Genomic DNA, 15849 nt, shown 5'->3' with positions numbered 1-15849 from the left:
ATGCAAAAAGGCTCTATTGCAGTTATTGGTGCAGGAAAATGGGGACAAGCTCTTCATTTTGCACTAAGTCAAAAACAAAAATGCTACATCACTTCACGAACAAAAAAAGATATAGAAAATTTTGTTGATTTGAAAACTGCAATGGATTGTGAATATTTAATAATTGCTATTCCAGCTCAAGAAATAAGAAGTTGGTTAAAAGAAAATTTTATTTTTAAAGGACAAAAAATCCTTGTAGCATCAAAAGGTATCGAAGCAACAACTGGTGAGTTTTTAAATGAAATTTATGCTAATTTTATTCCAAGTGAGAATGTTGGATTTATCTCTGGTCCTTCATTTGCAGCTGAAGTTATAAAAGGATTACCTTGTGCATTGGTAATCAACTCTACATCAAAAAAATTATATGAATCATTTCAGCCTTTTTTCCCTAATTTTATAAAAACTTATTATAGTGTTGATGTAATTGGTGCAGAAATTGCTGGGGCTTATAAAAATGTTTTAGCAATAGCAAGTGGAATTTGTGAAGGATTACAACTTGGAAAAAATGCTCAAGCCTCTTTAATTGCAAGAGGATTAGTTGAAATGCAAAGATTTGGAAAATATTTTGGTGCTAAAAAATCATCTTTTTTAGGATTAAGTGGAGCAGGTGACCTATTTTTAACGGCAAATTCAACGATGAGTAGAAATTTTAGAGTAGGGCTTGGACTTTCACAAAGCAAAAAACTATGTGTTATCTTAGAAGAGTTAGGAGAAGTTGCAGAGGGTGTAAAAACAGCTGATGCAATTGATAAATTATCAAAAAAATACAAAATTTATACTCCAATAGCGAATGAAGTAAAACTAATACTAGATGGTAAAAACCCAAAAGATAGCTTAAAAGATTTACTAAAAAACTAAACTATCTTTTTTTATGATTATCTCCCCACAAATAAAGCTGTTTAATAATAGGTTTTAAACTCTTTCCATATTCAGTTAATGAATATTCAACTTTTGGTGGAACAATAGGATAAACTTCTCTATGAACTATTCCATCAACTTCTAACTCTCTTAATTTTTGAATCAACATTTTTTGAGTAGCTTTTGGTAATAATTTTTGTAACTCATTAAATCTTTTTTTTTCATCCTTTAAATACCAAATTATCAAAATCTTCCATTTCCCTGCTAATACATCGATAGCTGTTTCTACTGGACATTTAAACTCTTTATCTGTATTAATTTGATTCATTTTTTTAGTCATATTTTACTCCTAAAGTATCTTTTTAGTGAGTACATTTCTAAAAAGATAGTTCTTGCTCTTTTAAAATATTTTAGCTAAAGTTTTAAATCAAAAAGCTAAAAGGAGAGATAATGAAAGCTTTTGTTGTAGAAAAAAATAAAAATGATGAAATAATATCTAGTGTAAAAGATGTACAAAAACCAATTTGTAATGAAAATGAGATATTAATCAAAGTTGAATATTCATCTTTAAACTATAAAGATGCTCTTAGCTCTATTGGTCATTCAGGAGTTACAAGAAATTTCCCACATATTACTGGTGTTGATGTTTCAGGAACCGTTTACGAAACAAAATCTCCTATTTTTAAGATAGGTCAAAATGTTGTAGTAACTGGTTATGATTTAGGTATGAATAGTGATGGTGGTCACTGTGAATTTGTAAAAGTTCCAGCTTCTTGGGCTATACCAACACCAGATTCCATATCAAATAAAGATATTATGATTTATGGTACAGCTGGACTTACATCAGCTTTGAGTATAAATGAATTAATAAATAATGGATTACAAGAGCATTCATCAGTATTGGTTACAGGTTCAACTGGCGGAGTTGGTTCTATATCAGTTGCTATTTTAAATAAGTTAGGATTTAAAGTAACTGCCCTAACAACAAAAAAAGATAAAGATAACTTTTTAAAAAGTCTTGGTGCAACTGAAGTTATTTTAATAGATGATTTTATGCAAAATAAACAAAAACCAATGCTAAAAGAAAATTTTGATGCAGTAATAGATAGTGTAGGGGGAGAAATACTAGCTCAAGCAATAAAACAAGTTAAATATGACGGAATAGTTACTTGTTGTGGTTTAACCGCTTCTTATGAGCTAAATACAAATGTTTTTCCTTTCATACTAAGAGGTATAAGACTTATTGGCATAGATAGTGTCGAGTGTAAAATAGAGAAAAAGCAAAAAGCTTGGGAGAAACTAGCAGGAAAGTGGAAAATAGAGTGTTTAGATGCTATTACAAAAGAAATATCACTTGAAGAGATAAAAGAAGCTTATGAGAAACTTCTAAGTGGTAAAGCAACAGGAAGATATCTAATTAAAATATAAATATTAAATCATAAGATATTCTAAAAACTATAAAGAGGAATGATGTAGAAAGCTCTAATTTTGTTCTTCTTTAATAGTATTTTCTTCATCTAACAAGCTTTGACTATAGTTTGTTTCTTTCCCTGTTCTTAAAATTTTTGCTTGTTCAATCCACTGATGATTTCTTACATAATTTGGAAGGTTTAAAAAGTTTTCTATCCACTCAGAATTTTTTTTAGTCCAATTTGATATTTGATTAAACTGATAAATCCCAAGTTCATATAACGCTGTTTCTAAATCTTCATCAATACCTTTAATTTTCTTTAGATTGTCTTTAAGACTCGATGAACTCAAAACCATTGGTTTATAGTCTAGTGAAGCACTTTTATTGAAGATTGGGTTCATTCTAAATCTTTTTTCACCAGTACAACAAGAACCTGTATTTGAAGCATTTATTTTACTAAATTTCTCTTTTCTTCTTCCAATTAAATAACCTACTAGTATTCCTAAAACAAATGCTATAAATAAATTTACTACTATATATTGAGCAATTTCCCCTAACATTTTATTCCCCTATGTTGAATTCTACTCTTCTATTAATTTCAGATAAACCGTTTTCATCATCTTTTGCAATTGGTCTTTCATTTCCGTACCCAATTGCTGTAATCCTACTAGATTCCACTCCAAAGCTTTCTAATAATGATTTTACACTATTTGCTCTATCTTGAGAAATCTGTTTATTTAATTCCTTATTCCCTCTTGAATCAGTGTGTCCAGCAATTTCAACTTTGTAAACAGTATATTGATTTAGAATATCCGCTATTTTTTGAATAGTATCTTTTGATTTGGGTGTTATTTCAACACTTCTTCTTTCAAAAATAATTTTATTTTCAATAATAGAATTATTAATTAATAATTGTATCTCATCTTTTGTTAAAATATTACTTTTGTTTATATGATTATTATCTATATTTATATCTTTTTCTAATTCTTCTACTAAGATTGGCTCTTTTATGTTATTAAAGATAGTTACTGAAGTAATTTTAGAGATCTTATCAAAAACTAAATCTTTATATTTTATGTCTTTCAATACTCCATCAAAAGTTAGTGTATTATTTATAAAAATAATCTTTGAATCATTTTCAAAGAAATCTTTTAATAATTCAATTAAGCCAGAAATTTCAACTAAAAGTTGCTTATCAACTTTACTATTTTCAACTATCTTAATATCATTCGTTTTATTTATTTTTAGCAGTTCAACAATTTGATTTACGGTATTTTGATTAGGAAAAGTACCATTTAAAAGAATTAAGTTATTCTCTTTATTTATAAAAAAATCTGACGGAATATATTCAACTTTTTTAAATATCTTTTCTTTTATAGATTTTAATATTCCACTATTTTCATCTAAAGTAATCTCTTTTTTTCTATCACTAAAATAATCTTCATAGCTAAAAGTATAAATAGATACTATATTTAAAGCTACAAAAAGTACAAAGAGTATAAGAATCTTTATAAAAATAGACATTATGTTTCCTTTTAATTTATATTAAAAATCATCAAAATCTATACTACCTTTTGAGTAGTTTACTACATTTCCTTCAAAAAAGTTTGTTCTTTGGTCATTAAACGAAGCATAACCATCAACCCATGGAATAGGATGTTTTACATTGTATTCTGGCTTATACCCTACTGCTTCAAGTCTTCTATCAGCCAAGTACTCTATATATTGTTTAATAATCGCATCTGTAAATCCTAAGATTTGTCCTTGCGTAATATATGATCCCCATGAAGCTTCTAATTCAACAGCTTTTCTGAACATAGCCCTAACTTCTATCTCTAATTCTTCTGTGAATAACTCAGGTCTTTCTTTTCTAACACTATTTATCATATTTTGAAATAATAAAAGATGTGTTACTTCATCTCTTTGGATAAATCTAATCATTTGAGAACTACCTAACATTTTTCCAGATTTTCCAAGTGCATAAATAGCTGCAAATCCAGCATAGAAATATAACCCTTCTAAGATTTGATTTGCAAATAGTGCTAAAACTATTTTTGTATCATCAATTTCACCTGAAAGATTTTTATAAACTTCTGCGATATAAGTATTTTTTTCTCTTAATTTAATATCAGTTTTCCACATATCATAAATTAAATCTGTATTGTCAGAGATTGATTCAACCATAACTGCATAAGATTTACTATGATTTGCCTCTTCATAAGATTGTCTTGATAAACATGCATTTATTTCAGGAGCTGTTATATACGGATTTATATTATCCATAAGATTATTTGTTTGCAAACTATCCATAAATATTAACTGAGAAAGAACTAAATCATACATTCTTTTCTCAGCTGGAGTTAAAAATTTATAATCTTTTGCATCAGCAGTCATCTGAACTTCTCTTGGAAACCAAGTATTTGCTTCCATTGTATCCCAAAGATTTAAAGCCCATAAATATTTCATTCTAGTGAAATTGATCATTCCATCACTATTTCCACCAAAAACTCTTCTATCATTTAAACTCTCTTTAGAATCTGGATTGTAAATAGTTTTTCTTTCCATTAAACTTTCCTTTTTAAATTTATAATTATTGACAACCTGCACACTCCATACTTCTATCTTCGACATCATTTTTAGCTTCAGGAGATTGGCTTCTTAGGTAATAAGTCGATTTAAGCCCTAGCTTCCAAGCTAAAGTATAAATTTCATGAAGATATTTCCCACTTGCTTTATCTAAACTCATAAAGATATTTGTTGATTGCCCTTGGTCTATCCATTTTTGTCTAATTGCAGCAGCTTTTATAACTTGTAATTGGTCAATTTCAAAAGCTGGTGTATAATAACCCCAAGTCTCTGGACTTAGCTTTGGTACAACAACAGGAATTAATCCTGATAAATTTTCTTCAAACCATTTTCTTTTATAAACAGGTTCTATTGCTTGCGTAGTTCCTACTAAGATTGAAATCGAAGAAGTTGGAGCAATAGCCATCAAGTAACCATTTCTCATTCCATCTTTTTTTACTTTTTCTCGCAAGAAATCCCAATCATAATTTGTATCAAACAAATCTCTATCCACAAGAGCATTAACGCTTTGTGAAGCATGATCATGTGGCATTATTCCTTTACTCCAATTTGAACCAACAAATGTAGGATAACTTCCTTTTTCTATTGCTAAATCAGAACTAGAAAGAATGGTATTATAAGAAATTGATTCCATAATTTTATCTATTTTCTTAAAATGTTCTGTTGACCCCCAAGAAACTCTATATTGAGTTAGCATTTCAGCTTCACCCATCACACCTAAACCTATACTTCTTGATTTTAAGTTTGTTGCTTTTACTTTTCTAAGAGGATAGAAATTTAAATCAATTACATTATCTAACATTCTTACAGCAATTGGTACAACTCTTTTTATATCTTCATCTGTATTTATTCTTGATAAATTTATTGAAGCTAGATTACAAACAGCAGTATCTCCATCAATTTTATCTTTTTCAACAATAAATATTTTTTTTCCATTTATGCTATCCAATGCCGTTACTTTATTTGCTTTTTTCGTAATTCCACCATCAACAATTACCAAATCTTCTTCTTCAAAAGTTTTAATAGTTCCATCTTCGAACTCAATTTTTATTTTATAGTGATTTGGATTTGTATTTTGGAATATTTCTGTACAAAGATTTGAACTTCTAATATGTCCTACATGAGTATTTGGATTGGCTCTATTTGCTGTATCTTTAAAGCATAAAAATGGACTTCCAACTTCAAAATATGAAGTTAAAACTTTTTTCCAAAGTTCTTTTGCCTTTATTCTATTTTTTGTAACATTATCATCACTTTCATATGCAATATATTTAGATTTAAACTCTTCACCATAACATTCACTCAAATCTTCTACTTCAACAGGGTCAAATAGTGTCCAATAAGAGTCTTCTAACACTCTTTCCATAAACAAATCAGTTATCCATAAAGCTGGGAACAAATCGTGAGCTCTTCGTCTTTCTTCACCAGAATTTTTCTTCAAATCTATAAAGTCTATGACATCCATATGCCATGGTTCCATATAAACAGCAATTGCACCTTTTCTTGTACCCAATTGATCAACAGCAATAGCTATATCATTTGTAATTTTTAAAAATGGTACAGTTCCACCAGCTGCACTTTTATGCCCATCAATAGCTCCACCTAAACTTCTAATTTTATTCCAATCCCAACCAATACCACCACCATATTTAGATAATAGTGCCATTTCTTTGTAACCATCGAAAATGCCTTCAATATTATCTGGACTTGAACCAATATAACAAGAACTTAATTGATGTCTATTTGTTCTAGCATTACTTAATGTTGGAGTGGCAAGCATAACCTCAAATTTAGAAATAACATCATAAAACTCTTTTGCTTTTGTCTGTTTATCATTTTCATTTTGAGCTAAGAACATAGCTATAGCCATAAACATTTGTTGTGGTAACTCTATTGGCTCACCTTTACTATTTTTCAACAAATATCTATCATATAAAGTTTTAATTCCTAGATAGTTAAACAAAAAGTCTCTATTCGGATCAATATATGAGTTTAAATCATCTAAATCATACCCATTTGCTAAATTAGGGATTATTCTTCCAGATTCTATTCCAAAATTAATATAATCTTTTAAATGTCTATATGCATCACCTTTTACACCATGTGTTGCAATTCCTACTCTATGATATAAATCATATAAAAATAGTCTAGCTGCAACAAATGTCCAATTTGGAACATCAATATCTATTTTCTCAACTGCTGTTTTAATTAAAGCATCTTGAATATCACTAGAGTTCATTCCATCAATAAATTTAATATGAGCATCAAGTTCTAATTCACTTTGACTAACACCTTCTAAGTTAGCTGTTGCTTCAATAGTCATTTTTTGAATTTTTGTAATATCCAAAACCTCTCTTCGACCATTTCTTTTTTGAATCATTATTGCCATTGGATAACCTTTATTTAAAAACTCTTTTGAATATTGCATCTACATTCTTTGTATAATAATCAAAGTTAAAACAATCTCTTATTTGTTCTTCACTTAAACTATTTCTCAACTCATCATCTGCAAGTAAATATTGAAGATACAAAGACTCTCCTTTTTCATTTGTAGTTGATTTTCCTTTTTGTATCTCTTCCCAAACTTTCATAGCATTTCTTTGAACTATTCTATAAGCATCTTCTCTACTTACACCTTTTAATGGAAGTTCTAGTAAAACTCTTTGAGAAAATACCAATCCACCTGTTAAATTTAGATTTTTCATCATATTTTCAGGCATAACAGTTAAATTTGCAATAACACTATTCATTCTATGAAGCATAAAATCAGTTGTGATAAAAGCATCTGGTAACCAAAATCTTTCAGTCGAAGAGTGAGAAATATCTCTTTCATGCCAAAGTGCCACATTTTCCATAGCAGGAATACAATAAGCTCTTATCATTCTAGCAAGTCCTGTTATATTTTCAGTTAAAATAGGGTTTCTTTTATGTGGCATTGCTGAACTTCCTTTTTGTCCAGCTGAAAAATACTCTTCAGCTTCATAAACCTCTGTTCTTTGTAAATGTCTTACTTGAACTGCAAATTTTTCAACAGAAGATGCTAAAAGAGCTAAAGCCGTAGCAAGTCTTGCATATCTATCTCTATGAATTACTTGATTACTACAAGGTTCAGGTTTAAGTCCAAGTTCAGCCATCGCATACTCTTCAAGTTCAAGTGGTGCATGAGCAAAATTTCCCATAGCCCCTGAAATTTGTCCAACTGCAATAACTTCCATAGTATCTTCAAGATTTTTAAGATGACGTGCAACTTCATCATACCAAACAGCCAAAGTTAAACCAAAAGTGATAGGTTCACCATGAATACCATGACTTCTTCCTACCATCAAAGTATATTTATGTTCATTTGCTCTTTTTTTGATACTTTCAAGAAGCATTTTTACATCATCAATGATGATATTTAAAGAGTCTCTCATTTGTAAAGCAACACCAGTATCAACAGCATCTGAACTTGTCATACCATAGTGGAACCATCTACTTTCTTCACCTAAACTTTCAGATACACTTGTGTTAAATGCTATTAAATCATGTTTTGTGATAGCCTCTATCTCTTCTATTCTCTTAACTGAGAATTTTGCATTTTCAACTATCTTTTTACAATCTTCATCAGGTATAAGCCCTAATTTATTCCAAGCTTTTACAGCTGCTTTTTCTACTTCAAGCCAAGCAGCATATCTTGCTTCTTGTGTCCATTTTGAGCTCATTTGCTCTCTAGCGTATCTTTCAACCATTGCTAACCTCATATAATCGTATTTCTATATTTTTTATTATAAAATTTCATAAAATTTAGTTTGTATTGTATCTAAAAGAACTAAAAGAAAATTAAAAACGTAAGGTTAGATTTTGCCATTCATTCTCAAAAAATTCAAAGCAATAAAAGATAAAAGAATACAGATTTTTTTAGTTAAAGATTTAAAATACTCACCCAAAATAGCACAAAAACTAACCTCCAAAGGAAGAGTTTTTGACGAAAATATGCAAGTAATAAATGCTGGTGAAACAATACCAACTGAATACATATTTATAGCACTTTTTGAAGGTCAAACTAGGGGTTTAAAACCGATGTTAGAGTTTGCTAATTTTGCTATTTTTGATAAACCTACAAATTTGATGGTTCATCCAATTTCAAAAAACACTCCTTATTCTTTACTTGATGAAATAAGATACCATTTTGGAGAAGATTCTAACTTGGTTCATAGGATAGATGCTGAAACATCAGGGCTGATAATAGTAGGTAAAAATAAAAAAAGCGAAATTGAACTAAAAGATATGTTTCAAGAAAAAAAATATCATAAATCATATCTAGCAATAGCAACTGGAAAAATAGAAAATGAAATAACAATAGATAGGAATATAGACAAAGAAGGGCTTTTAATAGGTGTGAGAATGAAAGTTTGTGAAGATGAAAATGAAGGTAAAAAATCAGTAACCATCATAAAACCTCTAAAATACAACAAAGAAAAAGATTTAACACTTGTTGAAGCAATACCACTTACAGGAAGACAACATCAAATAAGAGTTCATCTTTATAGCATAGGTCATACAATTTTGGGTGATCCAATCTATGGAATTGATGATGAAAATGCTGAAAATTATCTAAATAAAACTTTAAGCCATGAAGATAGAATAAAAGTTACAAAATCGCATAGACTGTGGCTTCATGCAAACTATTTAGAATTTACATATAAAAACAATCAATATAAAATATTTTCTAAAAATGAAGATTTATATAAAGAATTTTTTTAAATAAAAAAAGGTAAGGAAAAATTCCTTACCTTTAAAATGTAGCTTTTCAAGATGAAATTAGTTTGTAATTCCATCTGAAATTGGTTGCTCAACCTTAACCGTAACAGTAGTATCTCCAGTAGTATTTGACCACTCTGTAAATGTTTTACCATTTTCAAAAGTTGTTGTATCAGATTTTTGCCATTGAGTTTTATCTGCAAATGTCAATTTATCTTCTGAATTTCCAAGAATTGTAAGATTAATATTCCCTTCTCCATCTTTTGTCCCAATACTTAAAACATCTTCAAGTGTAAGATTTAAAAGTTTATTTTCACCTTTTGCACTTAAATCTATTGTACTAACACCTTTGATATCTCCATTTTCAATTTTAGAGAAATCTATATTTACTTCTTTTCCTAAAGTAAATTTACCATTTTCTACTGCATTTTTAGCAAAATCTACTTCCATAAAACCAGTTGCTGGTTTTTCCCTTGTACTATCATCCCCATCTGTTGTCCAAGCTTTTATATCTACAGTAGTATCTTTATCATTTGTAAATTGGATATCGTTTATCTTGTCATATGCAATATCTTTAATTGTCCAAACTTTATTAACAGAGTCATACTCAGATTCTACAATTCCACCATCTTTTAGTTTAAATTGTGCAAATGATCCAAGACCTTTAAGCTCAAGATACATTTTTTCACTACCATCTAAATCTTTCATGTTTGCATTTAAATTTAAAGTTGTCCATTCAAATCCATTTACATTAGTTCCTGTTTTTGTAGGATCAATTGTAACACCATCCGCAACTTCTTTAACATATACAGATCCTGTAAGTTCTTTTGTAACTTTTGCTTCACCATCTTTTGCATTTATAGTTGCAGTAAATTCTATCTCTCCTCCTAAATGCTCTTTTCCTTTAAAAAATATTTCTGGTAAAGAACCATCACTATTAACAGGAACTAACCAAGAACCATCACCAACATTCATAGCTAAACTACTTCCATTTGAACCATGATAAACAGCAACTCCAGAAGCAACTTTGATAAGTACACTTTCAAATTTCTCTGATGGATCATATTTATCAACTGATAATTTAACACTTGCCATTTGTCCATCTTCAATACCATCTTGTACTTTCTCAACTTTAATTTCAGAAGAAACAACTGGTTGAACAGTAATACTTGTACTACCAGTTGCAAGTGTATAATTATCAGCATTCGATTCTTTGTTTTCAGTAGAAACAGTTATTGTAACATTTCCATTTCTATTTTCTCCAGTTTCATAAACAAATTGTGGTAAATTATCTATAGTGTAACCATCTTTTAATTCAAATTTACCATCAGCATCTAGCTCAACTTTGTTACCTAAATTATCTATATAATATAATTTTCCAGTTGAACTTTCATTACTATCTTTGTAATTTTCATTTGCTTTTATATAAATCACATTATCTTTTAATGTAGTTCCTATATCTACATTATTTTCAAATTTAATATCAAACTTAAATTCACCATTTTCATCTATTGTCGTTGCACTATCAACTGGTGTTATAGTTATTACTCCAGAATCTGTTACAGGAGTTACAGATACATCAACTATCTTATCTGTAAGTCCAAAACCATTAACTGTTAATTGCATTTGACCTTTATTGTCATTGAAGTTTGCATCAGGAATAACTTTTATTTGAGATAAAATTGTTCCAATATCAGCTGCATTACCTTTTAATTTTATAGTATATTCCCCATTAGCATCTGGAGTATATCCTTCAATAGTTCCATTTGTTACTTTGATTTTAATATCATCTGTTTGATGTCCACCAGAGATATTGAAAATATCTAATAATCTGAAATCAGTATCTTCTTTTGTTACATAATCTGATTTTGTTTCTAATGAAATTCCTTGTCCATTACCACCAGTACCATAATCTTTTACTATATTTATTGTTTTTGAGTCTTGTTTTATATCACCATTTCCACTATCTTCAGTATAAGTTGTAATAGTAATATCTCTATCTATAAAATTAGCATATGATGTTATATCAAATTTAATATTTTCTAAAATACCATCTAATGATGTAATATTTTTATTTAATTCAATAACATAAACTCCATTATGCTCATATAAAGTAACTCCATCTTTATCATCAGTTAATTTATCTGTTATTCCACTTATCATTACACCTTGTGGCACACCAGAGATGATTATTTTAACTACTTTCTCACTATTATCTATATCTTCACTAGTAGTTTTAGTATTTAAAGTGAAACTAGCATTTTCTGCTTTTATCAAAATCTTAGTACCATTAACTACACTATTAGATAATTTATCAATAGATTCAATTTTCAATTCTGGTTGATCTGTAACAGGTGTAATTGTCAATTTATGTGTAAATGTATCTGTTTTTACTGTTTCATAATTTACATCTTTTCCTACACCATTTTGGCTATCTTTTACAGTATAACTACCTGTTATATCAAAATTACCATGTTGATTTTCAGGAGCTTGTACATAGATATTTTTTAGCTCAGCTTCTGTATAAGTTTTAGTAAAATCAGTTATTTCAGTATATGTTCCATCAGTACCTTTGATAACTAATATATAATCTCCATCAGATGGTTTATCTATAGTAACACTTACTAAAGATTCATCAGTATCACTATTTTGATAAGAAATTCCTAAATCAAGTTTATAATAACTTTTTCCATTAACTGTTATCTCTGCTCCTATATCTTCAGCTTTTGTAGTATTTGAATTAAATTCAGCATCAACAGTTGGTTTTACAAAAATACTCACATTATCAGTAGTTTTTTTACTATCAAAAGTTTTACTTGGATTATCTGTTTCTTTACCTGCTTCAGTAGTAATATAATCAATTTTGAAGTTTAACTCTCCACTATAATTTGGTGGAGTAACTATCTTGATATTTGGAATATCACTAGCCTTGAAAATATATTGACCATTAATTAAAGTTACATTTCCTTCTAAGATAACATCTTTTGGTAAATCTTTAAGAATAATAGTTAAATCTTCACTTGCACTATCATAAGAAGCAAGTTTTGTAGAATCTGTAAATATAGAATTTAAAGATATTTTTCCACCATTATCATCTTCATTTACTATTACATTGTATTGTTTATGTGTTCCTATAACTTTATCATCAGTATTTGGTGTTACAACTAAAGTTTCTTGATTATAGTCATTTCCAACAACACTATCAGCTACATCTTTTACAACGACAACTATTTCTTTACTCGTTGCTACTTCTTGAGTATGAGTTTTATCTACTCCATTTATTTTTACAGTATCAACTGTTTTTACATCAACTTTTAAAGGAAAATCACCATGTGTATTGTGTGGTGGAATAAATTTTGGTTCTTCAATAATATACTTTCCATCTCCATCTTTTAGAGCATTTTGATAATCTTTTATCTCAACTGCAAATTTACCATTTTCTTCTTTTACACTGATATTTCCACTTATATTACCATTAATAACTTGACCATTAATAGTAATTTGTGTTCCATCTTTAGATACTTCTACTAATTTGTAACTTGCAGATGATTTATCATAAACATATAGTCCTGAACCATTTGGAATATCTTTGATAGTTACAGTAAATGTTTCACTTCCATCTTTATCAGTTGATGTAACCTCAATAGGTAGTCTAATACCATTTTCTGGATTATCAATTTTTGAAGCATCAGTTACTACATTTGAAATATTTCCTAAACTTCTTCCAGCATCTTCATATCCTTCTGGTTGCCCAACTTTTACTGTAGCATCATCCGCAACTGGGTTTACAGCAACTTCAAATTTAACAGTTTGTTTTAATTCTTCCCCCCACTTAGAAGAATCATTTTTCTCTTCTACTCCTCTATCTTGAACATGTAAAGTTAATTCTCCCTTTAGTGTACCACCTGAGTAACCATTTGGAAATTGAACTTTAAAATCTGGATCTGCTTTTGTATTTTCAGATGCAGTAAATTCATATTTATATTCACCATTATTATCTGAGTATACTACTTTTTCATTGATTATTAAATAATCTGGATGATCTTTTAAATCTCCTTCAAATTTAACAGTGTACCATCTAATTTCACTACCATCCAAATCTCCTTTTTCTGTACCATTTGTACCATCTGTAGTACCACTTGTATTTGATAGAAGATCATTGAAGTTTATGATTCCTTCTTCTTTTATTATATCTTTATTGAATACAAATGTTTTTCCATCAGAAGATATTGTTCCAACATCATTTCCAGCAAGCTTATTACTATCAAATTTCAATTCTATAGCATCAGTTACTGGTTTGATAACAACTGTCATAGTTTTACTATCTGATTTACCTTGATTATTTGCTTGAGAATTTAATAAAGGTTTCCCATTATCATCAACTTCATAAGTTTTAGTTGAGATATTAATTTTTATATCTGTATCATTATCTTCAGCATGTTGGATTTTTAATCCCTCATACTCTTCTTTTGTAAGATAATCTACTCCTGTTTGCCCTAAAGCAATATTTGAATGATGGAAATCTGTGTCTACTACCATTTTTCCTGTTCCATCATCTTTAACAATAACTATTTTAACTGCATCAGTATTTTTAGTAATAGTTAAAATATCAGAACCATCTGCTTTTTCTAAAATAGCTCCATTTACAGAACTTCCATTTGTAAACTTAAGTGTAATATAATCAACTCTTTCACCATGGTCACCTTTTGCAGTTTCATTTTTATCTGTATTATCTTTTATAGTTGGTTGTACTAATCCTAAAGATACAGAATTTTTACCTTCTTGAGTATTTTTATTATCTTCATAAGTTGTTATTGTTCCATTTCCATTTTTATCAACTATTATTCCATCTTGGAATTTGATTTCTGTACCATCAGTTACTGGTTTAACATGAATATTGATTTGTCCTACAGCATAATCTCCATCTGTATCATAAACTTTATATTTGAAGTTTGGTAAATAACCATTATCAGCTTCATATTTACTATAATCTTTATTTGGAGTAAAAGTTAGAGTTCCATTTGCATTATTTTTAAGCGTTCCTACAACTTCATTCCCATCATAAATATTAACTGTCCCATCTTTAGCTACTGTTTGATATCCATCTTTACCGTTATCTATTTCAATTACTCCATTTTTAAATGGTTCATCACTTAAAACGATTACCAATGGTATATCTTCAATAGTATTTATTGTTTTATCTCCAACTTCAGGTGTAGAATCATTTACAGTAACTTTAAACTCTTTTGAAGGACTTGTTACAGTTTGTCCATTTTTAGATACTGTAGTAATATTAAATTTGAAATTTAAATCAATATTATCTTTATCATTATAATTTTCTTTTCCATTTGATTCATTTACATTTCCAGATTTTGGATGGTCAATATTCTCATATTGTGTATATTTATATGTTCCATTTTTATTTAAAACAATATCAAATACCTTCTTTTGATCAGTAGTTCTTATAGCTGTAATAACATTTCCATTTACACTATAAGTAATATCTTGTCCATTTGATTTTAAAATATAATCTTGACCATCAACTGTAACTTTTGGTTTTCCATCAAAGTTAATTGTATATTGCCCAACTTTATCTTCATATCCAGCTGGAACATTAATCCCTAAGCTTTTTGAATCAGCAATATTTTCTTTAGTTGTAGAAGCACCTGCAAAGAAGTTATCTTCATCAACATAAGCATTTTCTGGATTTCCAAGTGTAATACCATCAAGAATTGTATCTGTTACTGTATTGTGTTTAGAATCAATTTCTACATTCTCAAATACTTTTTTGTTTCCAGTCTCTTTTACATCTTTAATTGATACTTCATAAACCTCTTTTCCTTCAGCTTCAAAATCAACTTTTGATTTACTTAAAACCTCTGCCAATGTTTTACCTGCTGGGATAACTACTGTTACTTGTTGTGTTTCATAATCATCAGAGTTTGTACCATCTTTTATTTTGTATTCTAAAGTTACAGTAATTTCTCCATCTTCTGGAATTGTTACAGATTTTCCATCTTTATCTACTAATTGTACAGTATGTTTTAAATCTCCACCTTCAATAGTTTCTGCATTGTTTATAATTCTTACATACACTGTATCTTCTGGTCCATATCCTGGATTATCTCCTGGTGTTAATGGATTATCTGGCTCTCCTGGATTATTTGGATTTGAATTATCTAATATTGTCGTATCTACTTCTTTATTCTTCCCTT

10 protein-coding genes are annotated in these 15849 nt (G+C 28.9%); 3 read left to right on the top strand and 7 right to left on the bottom strand.

Features of this window, described 5'->3' with window-relative positions; genetic code table 11:
* Window positions 1-897, top strand: coding sequence for an NAD(P)H-dependent glycerol-3-phosphate dehydrogenase (locus CRU91_RS07205; protein ID WP_113894551.1), 897 nt, complete (start codon window positions 1-3; stop codon window positions 895-897).
* A 1-nt stretch (window position 898) separates the two neighbouring features.
* On the opposite strand, the gene CRU91_RS07200 is transcribed toward CRU91_RS07205, so the two are convergent.
* A complete protein-coding gene (locus CRU91_RS07200) occupies window positions 899-1237 on the bottom strand; it encodes a winged helix-turn-helix transcriptional regulator (protein WP_113894550.1) in 339 nt (112 codons plus the stop codon).
* Between the two features lie 110 nt (window positions 1238-1347).
* Here CRU91_RS07200 and CRU91_RS07195 point away from each other — a divergent pair, with 110 nt between their 5' ends.
* The gene (locus CRU91_RS07195) at window positions 1348-2325 is read left to right on the top strand and encodes a YhdH/YhfP family quinone oxidoreductase (RefSeq protein WP_113894549.1); all 978 of its coding nucleotides are present in this window, start codon (window positions 1348-1350) and stop codon (window positions 2323-2325) included.
* 54 nt (window positions 2326-2379) lie between these two features.
* On the opposite strand, the gene CRU91_RS07190 is transcribed toward CRU91_RS07195, so the two are convergent.
* From CRU91_RS07190 to purB, 5 genes are read right to left on the bottom strand one after another with little or no spacing between them, the layout of a single operon-like run.
* A complete protein-coding gene (locus CRU91_RS07190; protein WP_113894548.1) occupies window positions 2380-2868 on the bottom strand; it encodes a hypothetical protein in 489 nt (162 codons plus the stop codon).
* 1 nt (window position 2869) lies between these two features.
* A complete protein-coding gene (locus tag CRU91_RS07185) occupies window positions 2870-3832 on the bottom strand; it encodes an OmpA family protein (protein ID WP_113894547.1) in 963 nt (320 codons plus the stop codon).
* A gap of 21 nt (window positions 3833-3853) precedes the next feature.
* Window positions 3854-4873 (bottom strand): ribonucleotide-diphosphate reductase subunit beta, encoded by a 1020-nt coding sequence (locus CRU91_RS07180; RefSeq protein WP_113894546.1) that lies wholly within the window; start codon window positions 4871-4873, stop codon window positions 3854-3856.
* A 25-nt stretch (window positions 4874-4898) separates the two neighbouring features.
* A complete protein-coding gene (locus tag CRU91_RS07175; RefSeq protein WP_113894620.1) occupies window positions 4899-7283 on the bottom strand; it encodes a ribonucleoside-diphosphate reductase subunit alpha in 2385 nt (794 codons plus the stop codon).
* 10 nt (window positions 7284-7293) lie between these two features.
* Entirely contained in the window at window positions 7294-8622 is a 1329-nt protein-coding gene (gene purB / locus CRU91_RS07170) for an adenylosuccinate lyase (protein ID WP_113894545.1), read from the bottom strand.
* Between the two features lie 112 nt (window positions 8623-8734).
* Here purB and CRU91_RS07165 point away from each other — a divergent pair, with 112 nt between their 5' ends.
* A complete protein-coding gene (locus CRU91_RS07165) occupies window positions 8735-9637 on the top strand; it encodes an RluA family pseudouridine synthase (protein WP_113894544.1) in 903 nt (300 codons plus the stop codon).
* Between the two features lie 57 nt (window positions 9638-9694).
* Here the strand turns inward: CRU91_RS07165 and CRU91_RS12235 are convergent.
* Window positions 9695-15849: hypothetical protein (locus tag CRU91_RS12235; protein WP_113894543.1), on the bottom strand; the 6155-nt coding region annotated here is incomplete at its 5' end.

The sequence above is a fragment of the Aliarcobacter vitoriensis genome, from assembly GCF_003316695.1.
GTDB lineage: Bacteria > Campylobacterota > Campylobacteria > Campylobacterales > Arcobacteraceae > Aliarcobacter > Aliarcobacter vitoriensis.
Note: the sequence above shows the minus strand (reverse complement) of the source record. Positions and strands in the feature narration are given on the sequence as shown.